General features: G+C 56.7%; 21 protein-coding genes, 1 tRNA gene and 1 pseudogene. 15 read left to right on the forward strand and 8 right to left on the reverse strand.

Features of this window, described 5'->3' with window-relative positions:
* The 6 genes and pseudogenes from AC2FEE_RS08370 to AC2FEE_RS08395 form a co-directional block, all read right to left on the reverse strand.
* Positions 1 to 254, reverse strand: a pseudogene (locus AC2FEE_RS08370) (hypothetical protein); the annotation flags it as partial.
* Between the two features lie 458 nt (positions 255 to 712).
* Positions 713 to 2,530, reverse strand: a complete 1,818-nt coding sequence (gene typA / locus AC2FEE_RS08375) for a translational GTPase TypA (RefSeq protein WP_496864401.1) — start codon at positions 2,528 to 2,530, stop codon at positions 713 to 715.
* Between the two features lie 74 nt (positions 2,531 to 2,604).
* The gene (locus tag AC2FEE_RS08380) at positions 2,605 to 2,940 is read right to left on the reverse strand and encodes an SMR family transporter (protein WP_496864402.1); all 336 of its coding nucleotides are present in this window, start codon (positions 2,938 to 2,940) and stop codon (positions 2,605 to 2,607) included.
* A gap of 390 nt (positions 2,941 to 3,330) precedes the next feature.
* Positions 3,331 to 4,488 (reverse strand): HD domain-containing protein, encoded by a 1,158-nt coding sequence (locus AC2FEE_RS08385; RefSeq protein ID WP_496864404.1) that lies wholly within the window; start codon positions 4,486 to 4,488, stop codon positions 3,331 to 3,333.
* Positions 4,485 to 4,730: a hypothetical protein gene (locus tag AC2FEE_RS08390; RefSeq protein ID WP_170442834.1), complete on the reverse strand. Its 246-nt coding sequence runs from the start codon at positions 4,728 to 4,730 to the stop codon at positions 4,485 to 4,487. Before AC2FEE_RS08390 ends, AC2FEE_RS08385 begins: the two co-directional genes overlap by 4 nt.
* On the reverse strand, positions 4,730 to 5,383 hold the full coding sequence (locus AC2FEE_RS08395) for an alpha/beta hydrolase (protein ID WP_496864406.1): 654 nt from the start codon (positions 5,381 to 5,383) through the stop codon (positions 4,730 to 4,732). The genes AC2FEE_RS08390 and AC2FEE_RS08395 overlap by 1 nt, the downstream gene beginning before the upstream one ends.
* 177 nt (positions 5,384 to 5,560) lie before the next feature.
* Between AC2FEE_RS08395 and iscR the strand changes: the two genes are divergently transcribed.
* The 11 genes from iscR to AC2FEE_RS08450 all read left to right on the forward strand — a co-directional run bounded on the left by iscR (position 5,561) and on the right by AC2FEE_RS08450 (position 14,497).
* Positions 5,561 to 6,019: a Fe-S cluster assembly transcriptional regulator IscR gene (gene iscR, locus AC2FEE_RS08400; RefSeq protein ID WP_480588917.1), complete on the forward strand. Its 459-nt coding sequence runs from the start codon at positions 5,561 to 5,563 to the stop codon at positions 6,017 to 6,019.
* A gap of 57 nt (positions 6,020 to 6,076) precedes the next feature.
* Positions 6,077 to 7,120, forward strand: coding sequence for a cysteine desulfurase family protein (locus AC2FEE_RS08405; RefSeq protein ID WP_496864408.1), 1,044 nt, complete (start codon positions 6,077 to 6,079; stop codon positions 7,118 to 7,120).
* Positions 7,121 to 7,138: 18 nt separating this feature from the next.
* The gene (gene sufB, locus AC2FEE_RS08410) at positions 7,139 to 8,659 is read left to right on the forward strand and encodes a Fe-S cluster assembly protein SufB (RefSeq protein WP_496864410.1); all 1,521 of its coding nucleotides are present in this window, start codon (positions 7,139 to 7,141) and stop codon (positions 8,657 to 8,659) included.
* Positions 8,659 to 8,862 (forward strand): hypothetical protein, encoded by a 204-nt coding sequence (locus AC2FEE_RS08415; RefSeq protein WP_496864411.1) that lies wholly within the window; start codon positions 8,659 to 8,661, stop codon positions 8,860 to 8,862. The genes sufB and AC2FEE_RS08415 overlap by 1 nt, the downstream gene beginning before the upstream one ends.
* A 49-nt stretch (positions 8,863 to 8,911) precedes the next feature.
* Positions 8,912 to 9,667, forward strand: a complete 756-nt coding sequence (gene sufC, locus AC2FEE_RS08420) for a Fe-S cluster assembly ATPase SufC (protein ID WP_496864413.1) — start codon at positions 8,912 to 8,914, stop codon at positions 9,665 to 9,667.
* A complete protein-coding gene (gene sufD / locus AC2FEE_RS08425) occupies positions 9,667 to 10,950 on the forward strand; it encodes a Fe-S cluster assembly protein SufD (protein WP_496864414.1) in 1,284 nt (427 codons plus the stop codon). The genes sufC and sufD overlap by 1 nt, the downstream gene beginning before the upstream one ends.
* Complete coding sequence (locus AC2FEE_RS08430) at positions 10,950 to 11,435, forward strand: YIP1 family protein (protein WP_496864416.1); 486 nt, start codon at positions 10,950 to 10,952, stop codon at positions 11,433 to 11,435. Before sufD ends, AC2FEE_RS08430 begins: the two co-directional genes overlap by 1 nt.
* Complete coding sequence (locus tag AC2FEE_RS08435; protein ID WP_496864417.1) at positions 11,432 to 11,998, forward strand: YIP1 family protein; 567 nt, start codon at positions 11,432 to 11,434, stop codon at positions 11,996 to 11,998. Before AC2FEE_RS08430 ends, AC2FEE_RS08435 begins: the two co-directional genes overlap by 4 nt.
* A 13-nt stretch (positions 11,999 to 12,011) precedes the next feature.
* Positions 12,012 to 13,232, forward strand: a complete 1,221-nt coding sequence (locus AC2FEE_RS08440) for a cysteine desulfurase (protein ID WP_496864419.1) — start codon at positions 12,012 to 12,014, stop codon at positions 13,230 to 13,232.
* A 66-nt stretch (positions 13,233 to 13,298) separates the two neighbouring features.
* Positions 13,299 to 13,375: transfer RNA gene (locus AC2FEE_RS08445), tRNA-Arg, on the forward strand.
* Between the two features lie 198 nt (positions 13,376 to 13,573).
* Complete coding sequence (locus AC2FEE_RS08450; RefSeq protein WP_496864421.1) at positions 13,574 to 14,497, forward strand: DMT family transporter; 924 nt, start codon at positions 13,574 to 13,576, stop codon at positions 14,495 to 14,497.
* Between the two features lie 348 nt (positions 14,498 to 14,845).
* Here the strand turns inward: AC2FEE_RS08450 and mepK are convergent, their stop codons facing one another.
* Positions 14,846 to 15,415, reverse strand: coding sequence for a peptidoglycan L,D-endopeptidase MepK (gene mepK / locus AC2FEE_RS08455; protein ID WP_496864422.1), 570 nt, complete (start codon positions 15,413 to 15,415; stop codon positions 14,846 to 14,848).
* Positions 15,416 to 15,769: 354 nt separating this feature from the next.
* On the opposite strand from mepK, the gene AC2FEE_RS08460 reads away from it, so the two are divergent.
* Genes AC2FEE_RS08460 through AC2FEE_RS08475 form a run of 4 tightly spaced genes read left to right on the forward strand, consistent with a single transcriptional unit; the run spans position 15,770 to position 20,009 of the window.
* Positions 15,770 to 17,374: a L,D-transpeptidase family protein gene (locus AC2FEE_RS08460; protein ID WP_496864424.1), complete on the forward strand. Its 1,605-nt coding sequence runs from the start codon at positions 15,770 to 15,772 to the stop codon at positions 17,372 to 17,374.
* 35 nt (positions 17,375 to 17,409) lie between these two features.
* Complete coding sequence (gene lpxD / locus AC2FEE_RS08465; protein ID WP_496864425.1) at positions 17,410 to 18,501, forward strand: UDP-3-O-(3-hydroxymyristoyl)glucosamine N-acyltransferase; 1,092 nt, start codon at positions 17,410 to 17,412, stop codon at positions 18,499 to 18,501.
* Between the two features lie 32 nt (positions 18,502 to 18,533).
* The gene (locus tag AC2FEE_RS08470) at positions 18,534 to 18,791 is read left to right on the forward strand and encodes an acyl carrier protein (RefSeq protein ID WP_496864426.1); all 258 of its coding nucleotides are present in this window, start codon (positions 18,534 to 18,536) and stop codon (positions 18,789 to 18,791) included.
* 9 nt (positions 18,792 to 18,800) lie between these two features.
* The gene (locus AC2FEE_RS08475) at positions 18,801 to 20,009 is read left to right on the forward strand and encodes a beta-ketoacyl-[acyl-carrier-protein] synthase family protein (protein WP_496864428.1); all 1,209 of its coding nucleotides are present in this window, start codon (positions 18,801 to 18,803) and stop codon (positions 20,007 to 20,009) included.
* A 57-nt stretch (positions 20,010 to 20,066) separates the two neighbouring features.
* Here AC2FEE_RS08475 and AC2FEE_RS08480 read toward each other — a convergent pair whose 3' ends face one another.
* Positions 20,067 to 20,675, reverse strand: a complete 609-nt coding sequence (locus tag AC2FEE_RS08480; protein ID WP_496864429.1) for an invasion associated locus B family protein — start codon at positions 20,673 to 20,675, stop codon at positions 20,067 to 20,069.
* Between the last annotated feature and the right edge of the window lie 77 nt (positions 20,676 to 20,752).

Here is a 20,752-nt window from a genome sequence, read left to right on the forward strand (position 1 = left end):
TCGCCACCGTCATTGCCGTTGTCGCCACCGTCATTGCCGTTGTCGCCACCGTCATTGCCGTTGTCGCCACCGTCATTACCATTGTCGCCGCTGGTACTGCCGAAATTAGAGTCAGTACCCTCACCATCGCGCGCAGATGCTGCGGAAGTGGCTGTTGGCAGGTCAGTCAGCACTGTGGCAAAAGCCGGACAGCTTTCCAGCGTTCGTGCCAGGATATCATCGAAATCAGCTCGTCGCTGAATGTACTTCAGCATTCGGGTATCGACGATCGTGCAGGCACATAGAGTGTCTGTCGACACCGACTGCCGCGCCGTTTTGATGTTACATCTTTCTGCTAGCGCCGCACTGGCTGTGATCAGTGGGAATGTCGCTGAAACAAATACAATAGACAATAGTCGAGACTTCACGCACATGGCGCCACTCCTTCAAAACTCGTTACACACTTTGCCGCACAAATTGCGGAGACACATTAATTGGTAATACTATCGTGCCACATTTATTCCCTGATTACATCCGTTTTTGGACACAATTTCAAGGGGAGCATTAGTAGAGTGAATTCGAATGATGCAACTTAAAGTAGAAATTGACCAAGAAACAAAAAGTAAGCCCGCCAATCTGGCGGGCTGTACAGTTTATTAGTGGCATCCTTTGGATGTAAATCTGCCACTGTTGTAGTATTGTTTCACATTTGTGAACGGTACCATTGTCAACCTTAGGCAGACTTAGCCATGCGTTTGCGTTCGTGCGGGTCCAGAAAGCGTTTGCGCAGGCGTACTGCGTTCGGTGTAACCTCGACCAGTTCGTCATCGTCGATATACGCGATGGCTTCTTCCAGCGAAAACTTAACATGGGGCGTCAGCCGGACCGCGTCGTCAGAACCGCTGGCGCGTACGTTAGTCAACTTTTTGCCCTTGAGCGGGTTCACCTCAAGATCGTTGTCGCGTGAATGCTCACCGATCACCATGCCCTGATAGACATCGGTTTGGGGGCCAACAAACATGCGACCACGCTCTTCCAGATTCCACAGCGCATAAGCCACGGCCTGACCATTCTCCATCGAGATCAGAACTCCTGCACGACGGCCCGGTATGGGACCTTTATGGGCCGCCCAGCCATGAAACACGCGGTTCAGCACGCCGGTGCCGCGGGTGTCGGTCAGAAACTCGCCGTGGTAACCGATCAGGCCGCGTGACGGCACATGTGCGATGATCCGGGTCTTGCCAGCACCAGCGGGGCGCATTTCAACCAGTTCGCCTTTGCGCGCACCAGTGACCTTTTCGATCACCGATCCCGAGAATTCGTCGTCCACGTCGATGGTAACCTCTTCGATCGGCTCCATACGCTGGCCGTCCTCGTCACGGAACAAAACCTGCGGGCGCGAGATGCTGAGTTCAAAGCCTTCGCGGCGCATATTCTCGATCAGAACACCCATCTGCAATTCGCCACGACCGGCAACCTCAAATGCCTCGCCGCCGGGGGTGTCGGTGATGCGGATGGCGACATTGGATTCCGCCTCTTTCATCAGACGGTCGCGGATCACACGCGACTGCACCTTTTTACCGTCGCGACCAGCCAGCGGTGAATCGTTGATGCCGAAGGTCACGGTGATGGTCGGCGGATCAATGGGTTGCGCGGGCAGGGCCTCTTCAACCTGCGGCGCCACCAGCGAGTCGGCCACGGTGGCCTTGCTCATGCCAGCGATGGTGACGATGTCACCGGCTTCGGCCACGTCGATGGGCTGTTGCGCCAGGCCACGGAAGGCCAGGATTTTCGAGGCGCGGAAGTTCTCGATCAGCGTTCCGTCACGGCTGAGCGCCTTGAGGCTGTCACCGGCCTTCAGCGTGCCGCTTTCCACGCGTCCGGTCAGGATGCGCCCGATGAACGGGTCACTGCCTAGCGTGGTGGCCAGCATCCGGAAAGGTTCGTCTTTTTTGTCGGCTTGTTTGGGCGCAGGGACGTGATCTACGATCAGGTCGAATAGGGCCGTCAGGCCCTTGCGGGGGCCGTCCAGCTCCATGTCAGCCCAGCCCGAACGGCCCGATGCGTACATGGCCGGAAAGTCCAGCTGATCATCATCGGCACCGAGGTTTGCGAACAGGTCGAAACATTCGTCCAGTGCACGGTCGGGTTCAGCGTCGGGCTTGTCGACCTTGTTCAGAACCACAATGGGACGCAGGCCAAGCGCCAGCGCCTTGGATGTTACGAACTTGGTCTGAGGCATTGGACCTTCGGCAGCATCGACAAGCAGGACCACGCCGTCGACCATGCTGAGAATGCGCTCAACCTCACCGCCGAAATCGGCGTGGCCGGGGGTATCGACAATGTTGATACGTGTGCCTTTCCACTCTACGCTGGTGGCCTTGGCAAGGATGGTGATCCCGCGCTCGCGCTCGAGGTCATTGCTGTCCATCGCACGTTCAGCGACGGCCTGATTTTCCCGGAACGCGCCGGATTGTTTGAGCAGCTCATCTACCAGGGTCGTTTTGCCGTGGTCCACGTGAGCGATGATTGCGATATTGCGCAGGTCCATGAGGTCAGCCTTTGAACGGGAAGTTGCCGCGCGCATAGCGCGGTTTTACCAAATAGGCCAGCCCTAACCGGAGATCAGTGGCCAGCGGTCTTGGAAAACAGGTGAATGATCAGAATTCCGGTCAGAATCATCATAAGGCCAATGACTGCCGGCCAATCCAATCTCTGTCCAAAGACGATAAAGCCGATGATCGCGATGAAAACGATGCCAAGACCGGACCAGATCGCATAGACGATGCCGACCGGCATGAATTTCAGCGTCAGACCCAGCAGGTAGAAGGCAATACCATAGCTGATCACGACCAGAACGGAGGGCCAGAGGCGGCTGAACTGCTGGCTGGCTTGCAGTGCGGTAGTGCCGATTGTCTCAGCAATGACCGCCAGAAAAAGGATCAGGTAAACGTGGGGCACGGTGCATTTCTCGACAGAAGTTTTGCGAGGTTGAGCACGAAATCTGTCAAACGGGCAAGTGAAATCTCTATTCCTCCGCCTGTGTGAAGACGCTGCGTCATTAGCGCTGGCCTTTCGTAAGGTCAGGATAACCTGACTATTTTTTGAGAATGCTTTGTGATAAAAAACCGTTGTTTTTAAAGGTTTTTTGTTTGTGAGTGTTTTTCATGACGAAGTTTGCAAGGTATATCGTATTTGTTTCGGCGTTGATTGTGGCGCTTGGGTGGCTTGCTGGCGGGGGGTCCGTCGACAAAAACGCAGCCAGTTTTGTTGAACGGTTAGATAGTGATCAGGTTTGAGCGTCTGCTGAAACACAGGAAAAAGAGGCCTTTGGGCCTCTTTTTCTTATTTCTAAGTATTGATTGTAGTGGCGAAAAAGGCATCAAGCTGCGGCTGAAGCCATGTCCAAAGGCCCGGTGCGCCGCGCTGTATAGGAGTGCCGACCCGCTGTTCGATTTGGGCGAATGTGACGTTGTAATCCACCCATGAACCACCGCCCGTGGCAAGATTGCCGACCGGGGCCTGAAAGCGATCTATGGCTTTGGCGAACCGGGCATCCGGGCTTTCGGCCGCTTCGAACTCGGACCACAAGGACATAAAGCCCGTTTTCTGATCATCCGGAAGCAACCCGAACAGACGTTCGGCGGCGGCCTGTTCCTCGGCCGCTTGCGCGGCGTGGTCGACCTGACCGTGGATAGGGTGATCTCCGGCATCGATCTCCACAATGTCATGTAGTAACAGCATTTTCAGCGCACGGTCGATCGAAACGCCGGGGGCCGCATGTTCCGCCAAAATCCACGCGTACAGCATGATATGCCATGAATGTTCGGCCGAGTTTTCGAACCGTTTGCCGCTGAGCAGGCGTGAGGCGCGGTAGACCGACTTCAACTGGTCGGTTTCTGCCAGAAAGGCGAGGCGGGTCGAGAACGTGGTTTTCGTCGGTTGGACGCCTTCCAACAGGCTCCGGGCGGCGGCGTGGGCCTCGGGAAACTCGGTCTTCAGATAGGCCGCTCGGCCACCATTCAGATTGTCCTGCACGATTGCACTGTGTTCGGGCAGTGGGTCGGGCGCGCACAGAACCTGAAACATCGGCTGGCACCGATCCAGATATTTGGCGAATTTCGCGTCCGGGCTCTGGTCGGCTTCGAACTCTTGCCACAGGGCAAGACAGTCCGCAGCCTGATCCGCGGGTAACAGGCCGAACAACTCGGCTGCGGCGGCATTCTCAAGCCGCTCGACGGCCTGCCAGTCGGTTTGCAGATGGATAGGATGGTCACCAACGATGATTTCGACCAGATCATGCAGCAATAGCATTCGGATGACCCGGTCGATGCTGACGTCAACACCGGCCAAAGGCTGCATTACCAACGCCCAAAGCGCCAGTTGCCAGCTATGCTCAGCAGCATTCTCCGGGCGGGACTGATCCAGCAGGAAGTTGGCGCGATCAACCGATTTAAGGCTGTCCGCGCGTTTCAGGAATTTGATCTGCGCAGACAGTCTTTCAGTCATTGTTTCTCGATCGCTTTAGTCTTGGCGCGGTGATCCGTCAGCTTCTTGATCACGAATTGACGGGCCTTGCGTTCGGCCAGCCGGACGCGGACTTCGGTCAGGAACGCTTCTTCCAAGGTCTGAGAGGACGCCCCTAGAAGATCACCCACTTCGACAAAGAATCGGTCGTCCCCGGTTTCGTCCATCACTTTCATCGTGTCCTCGGCCAGTTTAGAGGCAAGGGTGGTGATGGTGTCAGACATTAGCGCGTGTTCTCGGTCAGGCGGCGTTTCACATAGTCGCTGACATCGGTGATCAGCGTGTCCATGTGGCGATCCTGGAAGAAGTGATCGGCGCCCTCTACCTCGTTATGAGTGATGGTGATGCCCTTTTGTTCGTGCAGCTTGTTCACCAGTGAGGTGGTGTCAACCGGAGGCGCCACGCGGTCGGCTGATCCATTGATGATCAGGCCGGATGAGGGGCAAGGTGCCAGGAACGAGAAATCATACATGTTGGCTGGCGGAGAGACGCTGATAAATCCGGTGATTTCCGGGCGGCGCATCAGCAATTGCATACCGATCCACGCGCCGAACGAGAACCCCGCGACCCAGCAGTGTTTCGAGTTGTTGTTCATCGACTGCAGATAATCCAGCGCCGAGGCCGCATCGCTCAACTCACCCACGCCTTGATCGTATTCGCCCTGACTGCGGCCCACGCCGCGGAAGTTAAAGCGCAACACGGTGAAGCCCATGTTGTAAAATGCGTAATGCAGGTTGTAGACGACCTTGTTGTTCATGGTCCCGCCAAATTGTGGATGCGGGTGAAGCACGATGGCGATCGGTGCGTCTTTTTCCTTTTGCGGGTGGTAACGGCCTTCCAGGCGGCCTTCGGGTCCGGGAAAAATCACCTCGGGCATGTGTGCTTTGGTCCTGTCTTTTTCTTCTTGGCGCCGGGATATACTTGACGGTTATCGTCAGGCACCTTAGAACGGTTCTAATTATGTTGCTTTGCGCAAGTTGCTGCCTGTCGGAGATACGCACTGGCAGCGGCGGCGTCAATGTTTTCGCGCGGTACCTGCCAAGAGGAAAAGACAATGAAGCTCTCGACCAAGGGTCGTTACGCAATGGTTGCACTGGCCGATATTGCGACTCAGCCTCAGGATACCCTGGTCACACTGGGGGAAATCTCGGAGCGGCAGGATATCTCTCTGCCGTATCTGGAGCAGCTTTTCGTCAAGCTGCGTCGCGCTGATCTGGTGTCCTCGGTTCGGGGGCCGGGTGGGGGCTATCGCTTGGCGCGCCCCGCATCGGAAATCCGCGTGGTTGAGGTTTTGGCGGCCGTAGATGAAACGGTTGATGCGCTGCAAAAGGGTGCAGGGGCGTCTGGTGCGTCATCTGGAAGCCGGGCGCAATCGCTGACCAACCGTCTGTGGGAAAGTCTGAGCGCGCATGTCTATGTCTTCTTGCACCAGACGCGTTTGTCGGACGTGATAAAAAACGATCTGGCCCCATGTCCTGCGGTGCCAAGTCTGTTCGCTGTTGTGGATGAGTGATGTTATGCGTCAGAAATCCGGCAACGCGGTTATTCGCATTTGGAAAAAGGTGAATCCGTGACTCGCATTTACCTGGATCACAACGCGACAACCCCGCTGCGACCCGAAGCGCGTGAGGCGATGATTGCAGCGATGGAACTCTGCGGCAATCCGTCCTCGGTTCATGCCGAGGGGCGCGCGGCCAAGGCGGTGGTTGAACGCGCGCGAGCGCAAATCGCATCCGCTTTTGGGGCGGACGGGGCGGATATTGTGTTCACCTCTGGCTCGACAGAAGGGGCGGCGTTGGCGCTGGGTGGCCGCGATCTGCACGGATCGGCAATTGAACATGATGCTGTAAGGGTTTGGATTTCAGAGGATCTACCCGTTGCGATGTCCGGTCAGGTTCAGGTGTCAGAGCCGGGAAACTCGACCCTGCAACTGGCCAATTCAGAAACCGGAGTTGTTCAGAATCTTCCCAAGGGATTGGCAGTAACCGACGCGACGCAGGCGTTTGGCAAACTGCCAGTTGCGTTCAACTGGCTGGATACTCAGATGGCCTTGGTCTCAGCCCATAAGTTGGGCGGACCGAAGGGAATCGGTGCCGTCGTGATGAAACGCGGCACGGACCTGCCTGCCCAGATAAAGGGGGGCGGTCAGGAAATGGGCCGCCGTTCTGGTACGGAAAATGTCATTGGAATCGCGGGTTTCGGGGCAGCGGCTGAGGCAGCTGCACAGGATCTGGCCAATGGCGATTGGGAGCGGGTCCGGGAAATTAGAAATATTCTAGAAAAGGCCCTTGAGGCTGGGTCTAAATCTACTATTTTTGTCGGGAAAGATCAGGATCGCCTGCCCAATACCTTGTGTTTCGCCACCCCCGGCTGGAAGGGCGAAACGCAGGTGATGCAGATGGACTTGGCAGGTTTCGCGGTCAGCGCGGGCTCGGCTTGTTCCAGCGGCAAGGTCCGCGCCAGCGCGGTTCTAACGGCAATGGGATACGACGAGGTCACGGCAGCCAGCGCTATACGCGTGTCGCTCGGCCCTTTGACCACGCAAGAAGATGTGCTGCGTTTCGCCGAAGCGTGGCTTGAAAAAGAGAAAAAGCATCGCGCGCGAGCTGCGTGATCTGACGGAGTGAAGGATATGGCCGCTTTGGACCAGACCCAGGTAAAAGAAGGTGTCGATCAGGAAACCGTGGATGCGGTGCGCGAGGTCGGCACCTATAAATACGGCTGGGATACCGATATTGAGATGGAATATGCGCCCAAGGGCGTGAACCCGGATATCGTCCGCCTGATCTCTGAAAAAAACGAAGAGCCTGAGTGGATGACCGAATGGCGTCTGTCGGCCTTTGAACGCTGGACCAAGATGGAAGAGCCGACATGGGCGATGGTGCATTACCCGCCGATCGACTTTCAGGACCAGTATTATTACGCTCGCCCCAAGTCGATGGAGGAAAAGCCGAAATCGCTGGATGAAGTCGATCCCAAGCTGCTTGCCACTTACGAAAAGCTGGGTATCCCCTTGAAAGAGCAGATGATTCTGGCTGGTGTAGAAGGGGCTGAAGATGCTCCTGCAGAGGGCCGCAAGGTCGCTGTGGATGCGGTGTTTGACTCGGTGTCCGTTGGTACGACTTTTCAGGACGAACTGGCCAAGCACGGTGTAATTTTCTGTTCGATTTCCGAGGCAATCCGGGAGCACCCCGAGCTTGTTAAGAAATACCTAGGCACCGTCGTACCGGTCTCGGACAACTTCTATGCCACACTGAATTCGGCCGTGTTCTCTGATGGCTCCTTTGTCTACATCCCGCCGGGCGTTCGCTGCCCGATGGAACTGAGCACCTATTTCCGCATCAACGCGGAAAACACTGGTCAGTTTGAACGCACCCTGATCATCGCTGACAAGGGCTCGTACGTGTCCTATCTAGAGGGCTGCACCGCGCCTCAGCGCGACACCGCGCAACTGCATGCGGCCGTAGTTGAGATCATCGTCGAGGAAGACGCTGAAGTTAAGTACTCGACCGTTCAGAACTGGTTCCCCGGGGACGAAAACGGGAAGGGCGGCATCTACAACTTTGTGACCAAGCGTGCCGACTGCCGGGGTGACCGGTCCAAGGTGATGTGGACACAGGTTGAGACCGGTTCCGCCGTGACCTGGAAATACCCGTCCTGCATCCTGCGCGGTAACGAAAGCCAGGGTGAGTTCTATTCGATCGCGATCACGAACAACATGCAGCAGGCCGACACCGGCACGAAGATGGTTCACTTGGGAAAGAACACAAAATCGCGCATCGTTTCCAAAGGCATCAGCGCGGGTAGGGCTCAAAACACCTATCGTGGTCTGGTCTCGATGCATCCAAAAGCCAAGGACAGCCGGAACTACACTCAGTGCGACAGTTTGCTGATCGGTGACAAATGCGGGGCGCATACGGTTCCGTATATCGAGGTCAAGAATAACTCTTCACGCGTGGAACATGAGGCGACGACATCCAAGGTGGATGACGATCAGCTGTTCTACTGCCGTCAGCGCGGCATGGACGAAGAAGAGGCCGTGGCGCTGGTCGTCAACGGGTTCTGTAAGGACGTGCTGCAGGCGCTGCCGATGGAGTTCGCCATGGAAGCGCAACAACTGGTGGCAATCTCACTGGAAGGCTCTGTCGGTTAATGGCGCGGACACCCCGGAATCGCATCCAGAGAGATGATGTGCTGACCTGGCTTGGGTATGCACTGCCAGTATTGGGCGGTCTGCTTGGGGTGGCCTACGTCAACATCTTCTACATGGCTTTCATCAACCCGGTCTGGGCGGTGGGCATTGGGGCAATACTTGGTTGGGTTGCCGCGCGTCTGATCCGCAAAGTGCTGGGATAGGAATTTATCGGGGCCTGGGCGCCCCTTGCGATACGCAAAAGGACAAAACATGCTGGAAATCAAGAACCTGCACGTACGACTTGAAGAAGAAGAAAAGCAGATCCTGAAAGGTGTGGATCTAACTGTTGAAGCTGGCAAGGTGCATGCGATCATGGGGCCGAACGGCTCGGGCAAGTCGACGCTCAGCTATGTGCTTTCGGGGCGCGATGGCTATGAGGTCACCGAAGGCTCGGCCACTCTGGACGGTGAAGACTTGCTGGAGATGGAGCCTGAAGAACGCGCCGCAGCGGGTGTCTTTCTGGCGTTCCAGTACCCGGTCGAAATACCGGGCGTTGGCAATATGACCTTTCTGCGGACCGCCGTGAATGCTCAGCGCAAAGCGCGCGGTGAAGAGGAATTGTCGGCTGCTGAGTTCCTGAAGGTCATTCGAGAGAAAGCCAAGTCGCTCAAGATCGACGCAGACATGCTCAAGCGTCCGGTGAACGTCGGCTTCTCGGGTGGTGAGAAGAAGCGAAACGAGATCCTGCAGATGGCGATGCTGGAGCCCAAGATGTGCATCCTGGATGAGACAGACTCGGGCCTAGACGTCGATGCGATGAAACTGGTCTCTGAAGGTGTGAATGCGCTGCGCGACGAGGGGCGCGGGTTCCTGGTGATCACCCACTATCAGCGTCTGCTGGACCACATCAAACCTGACGTCGTCCACATCATGGCGGATGGTCGTATCGTAAAATCCGGTGGCCCTGAGCTGGCGCTGGAAGTTGAACACAACGGTTACGCCGACATTCTGGCCGAGGTGAACTGATGGCTTTGCCGCAAGCAAAACAAACCGCAACCGAGGAACGGCTGGCGGCCATGACGTTGCCCGAGATGTGCGGGTGCACCAGCGCTGCGCGCGACGATGCCTTGGCCCGTGTGCGTGAGATGGGCCTTCCCAGTCGCCGTGACGAATACTGGAAATACACTCGTCCCGACACGCTGATTTCTCCGGAAGCGCCGCATGCCGCGCTGTTCCACTCGGATGAGGCGACGTTGTTCGGTGAAATCGACCGATTGAAAATCGTCTTCATAGACGGCGTGTTCAGCGCAGAAGAATCGGATGATCTTGAGCTGGAAGGCGTCAACATTGATCGGATCGAGGATATCTGCAGCAAGGATATTCACTGGGCCAAGGAGTTGTACGGCGTTCTTGAGGCGCGTGGGCAGTTTCCGGTGCAACGGCCTCTGGCATCGCTGAACACGGCCTTTGCCGAAGATGGCGTAGCGATTCACGTTACCGGCAAGCCGTCAAAGCCGATCAGTCTGATCTATCGCCATGCGTCAGAAACGTCGGATGCCATGCTGCATCACATTGTCCGTGTCGAAAACGGTGCCGAGGTGACGATCCTGGAAAACGGCCCGGCAGCGTCGCGTTTCAACAAATGCATGGAGATCGACATTGCCGACAACGGTACGCTGCATCACGTGCGCGCGCAGGGTCGAGATCACGAGCGTCGGGCAATGACACATATGTTCACCCGTCTGGGCAGGGAATCAACCTACAAGTCGTTCACCCTGACCGCAAATGGCGTTCTGACTCGTAACGAACAGGTCGTCGAACTGACCGGTGACGATGCGGTGGCCCATGTGGCCGGTGCCTGCGTCGGCGATGGTGATTTCCATCACGATGATACCGTCTTTGTCACCCATGATGCGGTGAACTGCGAAAGCCGTCAGGTGTTCAAGAAGGTTCTGCGCAACGGCGCGACCGGTGTTTTCCAAGGCAAGATCCTTGTGAAGGAAGGCGCGCAAAAGACCGACGGGTATCAGATTAGCCAGTCGCTGCTGTTGGATGACGACAGCCAGTTCCTGGCCAAACCCGAGCTTGAAATCTATGCCGATGACGTGGCCTGTTCGCACGGTTCCACTTCGGGTGCGATTGATGAGACGGCCCTGTTTTACCTGCGTTCGCGCGGGGTTCCGGTCAAGGATGCCACCAATATGCTGACGCTGGCCTTTCTGGCCGAGGCAGTGGAGGAGATCGAAGACAGCGAATTAGCCGATGCGATCGTGACCCGTCTGGAAGGCTGGTTGGCGCGGCGCAGCTGATGCCTGTCACATCGGATATCGTGGCCACGTACCGGGGGCCGGGGCGAGTAATGCGCCGGCTTCTGGACTTGGGTGAACGGGAAGACAGAGCGCTGATCTTTGTCATGGGATTCTGCGTGGTGGCTTTTATCGCGCAGCTTCCCAGCCTAGCCCGGCGTGCGCATCTGGAAGGGCTAGAGCTGAACATGCTGATGGGTGGGGCCTTGTTGGGCACCGTCATCATCTTGCCGCTGTTTTTCTATTTTCTTGCCTTTATGTCCTATGGTGCTGCCCGTTTGATCGGAGGGCGCGGTACAGCTTACGGAGCCCGGCTTTCACTTTTCTGGGCGCTGTTGGCATCAACGCCTCTGGTGCTGTTAAACGGCTTGGTCGCCGGGTTCGTTGGACCCGGCCCGGCATTGACCTTGGTTGGATTGATCTGGCTTGGGGTTTTTGTATGGTTCTGGTTGGCAGGCCTCAAACAAGCACAAAGGCGGTCGGAATGAATTCTACGTCCCTCGCCAACCTTGCGGTTCTGACGGTGACCAACCCGGTCCAGACCGCGCGCCTGTTGCTGGCCATGCGCCCCGGCCGCGAGGTTTTGTGGCTGGGATTCTCTCTGGCCGTAGTGCTGAGCTGTCTGCTTCAGGTGGGGGTCGCGCAACTGCTGCCTATCCCTCCGGACCAGCCTGTTCCCGCGACCGAGCCGGTTCTGCTGATCCTTGCCCGTTCAGCCGGCGCCATTATGCTGAGTATCTTGGCGTTTTTAATGTTCGGGCGTTTGCTTGGCGGTGTCGGGACTTTCGACGACGTTTTCCTTCTGACGGTCTGGCTGCAATACCTGCAGATCGCCGGGTTGGTGTTGTCGCTGGTATCGTTGTTGGTGTTGCCGCTGCTGATCGTCGTAATTACCCTCGCGACAGCTGTGTTGAGCCTTTACGTCACGCTCCATTTCCTGAATGAAGCGCATAAGTTCGGATCGCTCTGGAGATCCTTCGGGGTCATATTGTTATCTGCCTTGGTGGCAGTGCCTTTTGTCCTCGCTTTAACACCTAGCGGCCCGGTATAGGGATAAGAAGACCATGTATGACGTTGAAAAAATCCGTGCGGACTTTCCGATTCTTTCGCGCAAGGTGAATGGTAAGCCGCTGACCTACTTGGACAATGGGGCCTCAGCGCAAAAGCCTCAGGTCGTGATCGATGCAGTAACGCGGGCCTATTCCGAGGAATACTCGAACGTTCACCGTGGTCTTCACTACTTGTCGAATCTTGCGACCGAGAAATACGAGGCCGTTCGCGGCACTATCGCCCGTTTTCTGGGTGCGGAAGATGAGGATGAGATCGTCCTGAACTCGGGCACGACCGAGGGGATCAATCTGGTCGCCTATGGCTGGGCGATGCCGCGCCTGCAGGCGGGGGATGAGATTGTCCTCAGCGTGATGGAGCATCACGCAAACATTGTACCATGGCATTTCCTGCGCGAGCGGCAGGGCGTTGTCCTGAAATGGGTTGATGTGGATGCCGAGGGCGGGCTGGACCCGCAGGCCGTGATTGACGCGATTGGCCCCAAGACCAAGCTGGTCGCAGTAACCCAATGCTCGAATGTTCTGGGTACTGTGGTTGATGTAAAGACCATCACTGCAGGTGCTCACGCCAAGGGTGTTCCCGTACTGGTCGATGGCAGCCAGGGCGCCGTGCATATGCCGGTCAACGTGCAGGATATCGGCTGCGATTTCTACGCGATCACCGGACACAAGCTATATGGCCCGTCTGCCTCGGGTGCGATTTTTATCAAGTCCGAACGTATGGCCGAGATGCGCCCCTTTATCGGTGGCGGCGACATGATCAAAGAGGTCAGCAAGGATCAGGTGATCTACAACGACCCGCCGATGAAGTTCGAGGCCGGAACTCCCGGTATCGTTCAGACCATTGGCTTGGGTGTGGCGCTTGATTACATGATGGACTTGGGGATGGAGAACATTGCGGCCCATGAAGCCGGGATTCGTGACTATGCGATGCAACGCCTGACCGGTCTGAACTGGGTTCAAGTGCAGGGCACTCGCGCGGACAAGGCGGCCATCTTCAGCTTTACGCTGGACGGGGCAGGGCACGCGCATGATGTGTCGACGATTCTCGACAAGAAAGGCGTCGCTGTCCGCGCGGGCCACCATTGCGCAGGTCCTTTGATGGATTTCTATGGTGTAACCGCGACCTGCCGCGCCAGCTTTGGCCTGTATAATACCAAAGAAGAAGTCGACACACTGATTGACGCGCTGGAACTGGCGCATGACCTGTTTGCCTGAACCCTGACCGATCCGGGCAGATTTGCAGTTGCACCCGGATCGGAACAAGGTTAGCTAACGGCCAAGGCACCTGTAGCTCAGCTGGATAGAGCGCTGCCCTCCGAAGGCAGAGGCCAGAGGTTCGAATCCTCTCAGGTGCGCCATATTTTCCAAGAATGCTGATGCAGAAAGGCTGAATATGGCCTTAGCTTGAAGCCATTAGGGTTCGAACTAACCCAACATTTTATCGTCATTATACGTCAGCCGTTCGTAGCGCTAAGCCCGAACCATCAAAAAGTGCCACACGCGTGCGCGATGAATCTCTGGTATTGTGTTGGCAAACCTGTGTTAGCTCTTGTTTTATGGAAACAACAACGCAACCCAGACCGACTGTTCCCTATGCGCTAGCGGTTGGTGGTGTTCTTTTTGCCTCAGTTTGTTTCGGGCTGGTTCCATACTTCACCCGGGGGCTGACTGAGCAGGGCGTTGCTCCATACGCCGTCGCATTTTATCGCTACATCGTTGCCGCAATTCTGCTGCTGCCTGTTCTCTTCATACATCGTAAATCATGGCGCGAGATTTGTTGGGGGCTTGCTGTCGGTGTGGTGATGGGACTTGGGTGGATAGGATATGTGACCGCGCTAGAGACATTGCCCGCTTCGACAGTAGGTGTGCTCTATATGACCTATCCGGTTTTCACGGTGATTATCGCCTGGGTTTTGTTCGCCGATTCACCAACGAGGCGTGCCTTGGTTGCCTCAGGGCTTATTACGTTGGCGGCGATCATAGCGGCTGGCTCACCCGCGTCTGTGCCCCTAGAGCACATCCCAACGCTCTTGATTTCGCTTACAGCTCCTTTTGGTTTCGGCTTTGGTATATGCGTCTTGGTCCATAGGTTGTCCCGCATCGCGCCTCTTGCGCGCATTGCCTCTGTTTCCCTGGGATCTGTTCTTGGACTTTTACCTCTTATGATGAGTGCCGATCTGGCAGAGATTTTCCCCGACGGGCAGTCTGACTGGGCTTTGATAATTGGGATAGGCTTAGTTACAGCGCTTGTCCCACAGCTCATATACACTATCTGTTCCCCGTTGATCGGAGCTTCTCAAACTGCTGTCGTCGGGAGCGTCGAACTGCCCACGATGTTTGTAGTTAGCTTTTTTGCTTTTGGCGAAGCGATTACAGTGCCGCAGGCCATGGCCTGCGTTTTGGTTCTGAGTGCAATTGCAATTACCAGAAGTCGAACGACGCGCACTGTTACCACAGTGATCTCCAAGGAACCAAAATAGAAAGTCGGGCGCTTTGGTAGCAGTGACCCATGTGCTTCGTGGTTGACAGGAATACATGGCGTTTTCGGTTTTACGCTGAGAGCAGACAGCACCTACCGGCAATTAGAAAGGGTGTGAGGGCCTAATCAGTCAGTGTGCGTGGGTTGATAGCCTCCTTTCAGAGACATCACAAATTGCATGGCGAAAGTTAATCAGATGCAAAACCTATACGTTGAGGGAAGCACTTTGCCGACCTCCTGGCCAGTTGATCCGCAGGCTGTGTCACGGATTCAAAAAGTACCGCTTTCTTCACACTAAAAAACAAAGAGCGCCCAAGGGCGCTCGTCGTTTCGAAAATGTCCAGGGATCTTAGCCGCCCCAGCTGCGGACTTCTCCGCAATCCATATGAACAAAGTTCGAGCGGGAGTACTTACCCACACCACCGGCCCGGCAGGACATGGCCGCCTTGGCCATCTGCGAAACCGAACGCGAAGACAGGCGAAGGTCGGCGGCTTGGCCTCTCATATGCAGTGAATTCTTGGCAACCCGACGCGACCGCGACCGCAGCATGGCATTGGTCTTCGGAGAGCGATATCCCGAAAGCAGCATGTACGGTTCGTTCACATCCAGAAGGTTGTGCGAGGCCGCCATGATGTCGATGGTGCGCAGGTCCATGTCCTTGACCTGATCGGTCCGCCAGTCGCGCATGAAATGGTTGACCTCTTTCACGGCGTCCTTGATGTACTTGCCATCGACCCAATAGATCATGTCGATACGTTCGCCAGTGCGGCCGGAATACATGCGTATACGCCGGATGTCGCCACCGCCGCGAAGAAACCCTGCCGCATTGGAAAAAGTCGGTGCTGCCACAACTGCCGTAGCCGCAAATGCGCCCAGAAGGGCACGCCGGGTCAAGCCCGAGGTACTGCTCATCGTCATTTCAGTTTCGTCCCGTACTGTTCCTGCCTGCGCACGATGTTACGCGCGCGTTCTTAATTTTTTCCCATCCCAGATGCGGGATTTATGACACAGTCGCGAAAATCAGCCAAGAAGTCTTTCAAAATCACCTTTTCAAGGGGGAATTTTCGGCAGTTTTTTGCGCAGGTGATGCGATTATGTATAATTCAGAAGCATTTGGCGGCGCCATTTCGCCGGGCGATGCAAACACGCATCACGCACCGATTGATGCGCCGCGTTGATACATTTGTGAATAGACAAGCTGCCCGAGACGCAATCATAGTTGATCGGCACGCTCCCGAGCGGCGTAAAATAAAGAGTAATCAAGGCCATCCCATGTTCTCAGGTTTTCGGACGCGTACTGGTTTCATTTTAACGGCATGTTTTCTGGCTTCGGCATCTGTCTCAAGCGCAGGCACCCAGCCGGCAACGGCTTATCAGATGGCGGTAGCTGAATTTGCCCCGTCGGGGTCCGGAATTGCGGAGTTCTACCGGGAAAACAAATTTGCACCGGTTTGGGTAGGGGAATCGACTGAGCATCTGGCGCGGCGGGCGCGGTTGATCCGGGCGTTGTCGGGCACCGACATGCACGGTCTGCCGCAGGGCTCGTACAGCGTTCAAGCGCTTTTGGATCAGATGCAGAATGCCCGCACGACACGCGATCTTGGCGCGGTCGAGATTCAATTGAGCCGCGCGTTTGTGGAATATGCCCGGAACCTGCAGTCCGGCGCATTGCGGCCCTCTGCAATTGATGACGGTTTGGTTCGAAAAGTCGAACGGACCTCGGCCAAGGATCATCTTCAGGGGCTGATCGCGGCGGAAAACGGAAGCTATTTCGATCAGCTTGCTCCGCAATCAACGCAATACCGGGCGTTGATGAAACAGAAACTGGTTCTGGAAACTCTCGTCAACCAAGGCGGCTGGGGACCGACGGTTCCGGCTTCCAAGTTGGAATACGGTGACACGGGACCAAATGTAATCAAGTTGCGCAACCGGTTGGTTTCCATGGGTTATCTGCGACCTACGGCCAGCCCCGATTTCGATTACGCCTTGTTGAGCGCAGTTCAGGCGTTTCAGACAGACCACGGCCTAGCGGCCGATGGTGTCGCCGGGCAGGGCACAATCACCGAACTCAACCGCAGTGCCTCGGACCGGCTCAAGGCCGTCTATGTTGCGCTTGAGCGCGAACGCTGGTTGCCGCGCGAAAGGGGCGCACGGCACATTCTGGTCAATCAGACCGATTTCTCGGCCAAGATCATTGATGACGGTTTGATCTCCTTCGAAACCCGCGCCGTGATCGGCAAGAACACCCACGACCGCCGCAGCCCCGAATTCTCGGACGAGATGGAGCATATGGTCATCAATCCCAGTTGGTATGTTCCGCGTTCGATCATCACCAAGGAATACCTGCCCAAGTTGAAGTCCAATCCGAACGCGGTAGGTCATATCCAGATTACCGATCGTCGCGGTCGACAGGTCAATCGCGGTGCCGTGGATTTCACCCAGTTCAACGCGCGCAACTTTCCGTTTGCGATGCGTCAGGCGCCTGGCAACAGCAACGCTCTGGGGTTGGTGAAGTTCATGTTCCCCAACAAATACAACATCTATCTGCATGATACGCCTCAGAAAAGTCTATTCGCGCGTGAGGTGCGGGCGTTCTCACATGGTTGTATCCGACTGGCGCAACCGTTTGAATTCGCCTATGCACTGCTTGCCAAACAGGAAGAAAACCCAAAAGCGTTTTTCCACCGGGTCCTGAACACGGGGAAAGAAACAACGGTGCAACTGGATCAGCACGTTCCGGTTCACATCATCTATCGAACAGCTTTTATCGGGCCCAAAGGCAAGGTCCAGTATCGTCGGGATGTCTATGAGCGGGACCAGAAAATCTGGGAGGCTTTGCAGAAAGCAGGGGTAGCCCTGCCGGACGTTCAGGGGTAATCAGCGGGGCAGGTCCTTAAACCGGGAAGCCCGATATGCACTACACCATCCAGCAAATCGCCGACGCCCTTGCGGCGGAAAGCCAGGGGGATACCAGCCTGATTATCGAGCGCGTCGCCGAACCGTCGGATGCGGGGTCCTCCGATCTGGCAATGGCGATGTCTCCGAAGTATGCCGAGGCGCTGAGCGGTGGGTCCGCACGGGCCGCCGTTTTGTGGGAGGGTGCCGACTGGCGGGCGTTGGGTCTGGAAGCAGCGATATTCGTACCCCGGCCACGCATGGCGATGGCGGGGGTGACTGCGATGCTGGACCGCGGGCAGGGGGTTGAGCCGGGGATTCACCCCTCGGCCGTGATCGACCCGACGGCTGAAATCGGTGAGGGCGCCTCGATCGGGCCGCTGGCCGTCATCGGCGCGCGTGTGCGGATCGCTAAGGGCGCGGTGATTGGCCCGCAGTGCGTGATCGGGATGGACGCCGTTCTGGGTGATCATGCGATGCTGCGCGAGATGGTTAGTATCGGCGCGCGGGCGCAAATTGGCGACCGGTTCATTGCACAACCCGGCGCCCGGATCGGTGGCGACGGGTTTAGTTTCGTCACTCCCGAAGTGTCCGGCGCCGAAAACGCGCGCAAGACGATGGGCGATCAAGGCGACGCGCGGGCGCAAAGCTGGCTGCGCATCCATTCTCTGGGAGCGGTAGAGATCGGCGATGATGTCGAGGTAGGTGCCAATTGCACGGTTGATAACGGTACGATCCGCAATACGCGCATCGGCAATGGCTCGAAGCTGGATAACCTCGTGCATGTCGGCCACAACACACGCGTCGGGCAAGATTGCCTGTTGTGCGGCCAAACCGGCGTATCCGGGTCGGTCGAGATCGGCAATAACGTGGTTTTGGGCGGCCAGACCGGTGTGGTTGACAACATCTTTATCGGCGACGGCGTGATCGCGGGGGGCGGCACCAAGATTCTGTCCAATGTTCCTGCGGGCCGCGTGATCATGGGCTATCCGGGCGTCAAGATGGAGACCCATACCGATATCTATAAGGCGCAGCGTCGTCTGCCCCGAATTGCACGTGACGTAGAGGCGTTGAAAAAGGCTGTTTTCAAACAGCCTCCGAGTGATTAAATCATCCTCAACGGGATAATCAGAGGACCGACATGAGCATCACCGACCGCGTCATCGCAATCATTGCTGAGCAGGCCGTGCTGGAGCCTTCTGACGTCACTCCCGAAAGCACGCTTGAGGACCTGGGAATCGACAGTTTGGGTCTGGTCGAAAGCATTTTTTCCATCGAGGAAGAATTCGACATCTCGGTGCCGTTCAACGCCAACGAACCCGCGGCCAGTGACTTTGATATTTCGAACGTGGCAGCCATTATCGCCGGTATCGAAAAGCTCGTGTCGGAAAAGGTCTGACAAAACCTCATGAAACGCGTTGTCATTACCGGCGCCGGGACGATCAATTCGCTGGGCCATTCCGTTGCCGATACGCTGGAAGCCATGCGCGAAGGGCGTTGTGGCATCTCTGAGCTTGAGTTCCGTGACGTCGAACGCCTTTCCATCAAGATCGGCGGTCAGGTCCGAGGGTTCGAGGCCGAAGGGCGATTCAACCGCCAACAGATAAGCCTTTACGACCGGTTCACCCAGTTCACCCTGATGGCCGCCAAAGAGGCGATCGATCAATCCGGGATCGAGTTTCACGGTGACCTTGCCGCCCGGTCGGGCGTCGTTTTGGGCACCGCTGGCGGTGGTGTGTCGACCTGGGACGACAATTACCGGTCGGTCTACGAAGACGGCAAGAACCGGGTTCACCCGTTTGTCGTGCCAAAGCTAATGAACAACGCTGCGGCCAGCCATTTGTCGATGGAACACAACCTCAAAGGCCCGAGCTTTACAGTCTCGACCGCCTGTGCGTCGTCAAACCACGCGATGGCGTTGGCGTTCCAGATGGTGCGCAGCGGGGCTGCGCCTACGATGATCACCGGCGGGTCAGAATCGATGCTGTGTTTTGGAGGCGTGAAAGCCTGGGAAGGACTGCGCGTCATGTCCCGGGACGCTTGCCGCCCGTTTAGCGCCAACCGCAACGGTATGGTTCAGGGTGAGGGCGCCGGCATTTTTGTCTTTGAAGAGTATGAACACGCCCGCGCCCGAGGTGCCGATATCCTGTGCGAGGTCGTGGGGTTTGCCATGTCCTCGGATGCCGCTGATATCGTAATGCCCAGCAAACAGGGCGCGGCCCGGGCCATGGCGGGCGCCCTTGCGGATGCGCGTTTAAATGCGGATCAGGTCTGTTACATCAACGCGCACGGAACCGGCACAGCGGCGAATGACAAAACCGAATGCGCCGCTGTGGCGGATGTGTTCGGTCCGCACGCTGATGATCTGATGATCTCATCCACGAAATCCATGCACGGCCACCTGATCGGTGGAACCGGCGCGGTCGAACTGCTGGCCTGTATCATGGCGCTGCGCGATGGTGTGATTGCTCCGACCATCGGCTATGAAGAACCCGACCCGGAATGCGCGCTGGACGTGGTGCCCAACGACGCCCGCGAAGCAAAGGTCGAGGTGGCGCTGAGCAACGCGTTTGCCTTTGGCGGGCTCAACGCGGTGCTTGCGCTCAAGAAGGTTTAAATCAGGAAGCGAACTAAAGTAACGTCGCCGCTTCGTACGGCGACGTTCTTGTCGTGTTTAGTTCTGGTTCACGTTCAGTCCGTCATACCCGGCTGTGAAGCCCGACAGGGACATTTCCAGTTCCACCAGTTGATTGGGGGCAAGAACCGAAACCATGGACAATTTCGCATTGCTGCCAGCTTTCATAGCATCCACGTCACCCTGAGTGAAACCCAGTTGAGCAATGCACCCGACGGGGTTGCAGGTGTGATAGTTGTAGCGCTTGCCCGGTGCCCCATCGATCGAGAAGGCCAGCTGCGCTTGCAGAAGAATTTCCAGAGGGACGATAACGGTTGCGCCCGCAACGGCCGGGGCCCCCTCGGCAAGCTTTTCAATGGTAACTTCCGCGATGGGCTGACGCTGAGGGCCCAGCAGTATCTGACGCAAGGCGCAGGGGTCATTGTCTGTGCCTGTATTGATGCACGTAACGGACCAGTCTCCGACCTCTTCTTTGACGTATTGTTCGCCAACGCGAGGCCCGCTTTCACCTAGATCAAGATCGGTCCCTGTTTCTGTCTGCGGCGTTTCGGCCGGAGTTTGATCTTCCTGTGCCGTTTCTTGCGCGTACACGGCACCACAGCAAAGCGCAGCAGCCACTACGTTGAAAGAGAAAAGTTTCTTGATCATGAATGCCTCGGCAGATTGATTGATCTTTTTTGTGGGTCATACCACCGTTCGATCATGGTGTCAGGCATTAAGCTGAA

The organism is Ruegeria sp. YTSC199 (assembly GCF_059609725.1).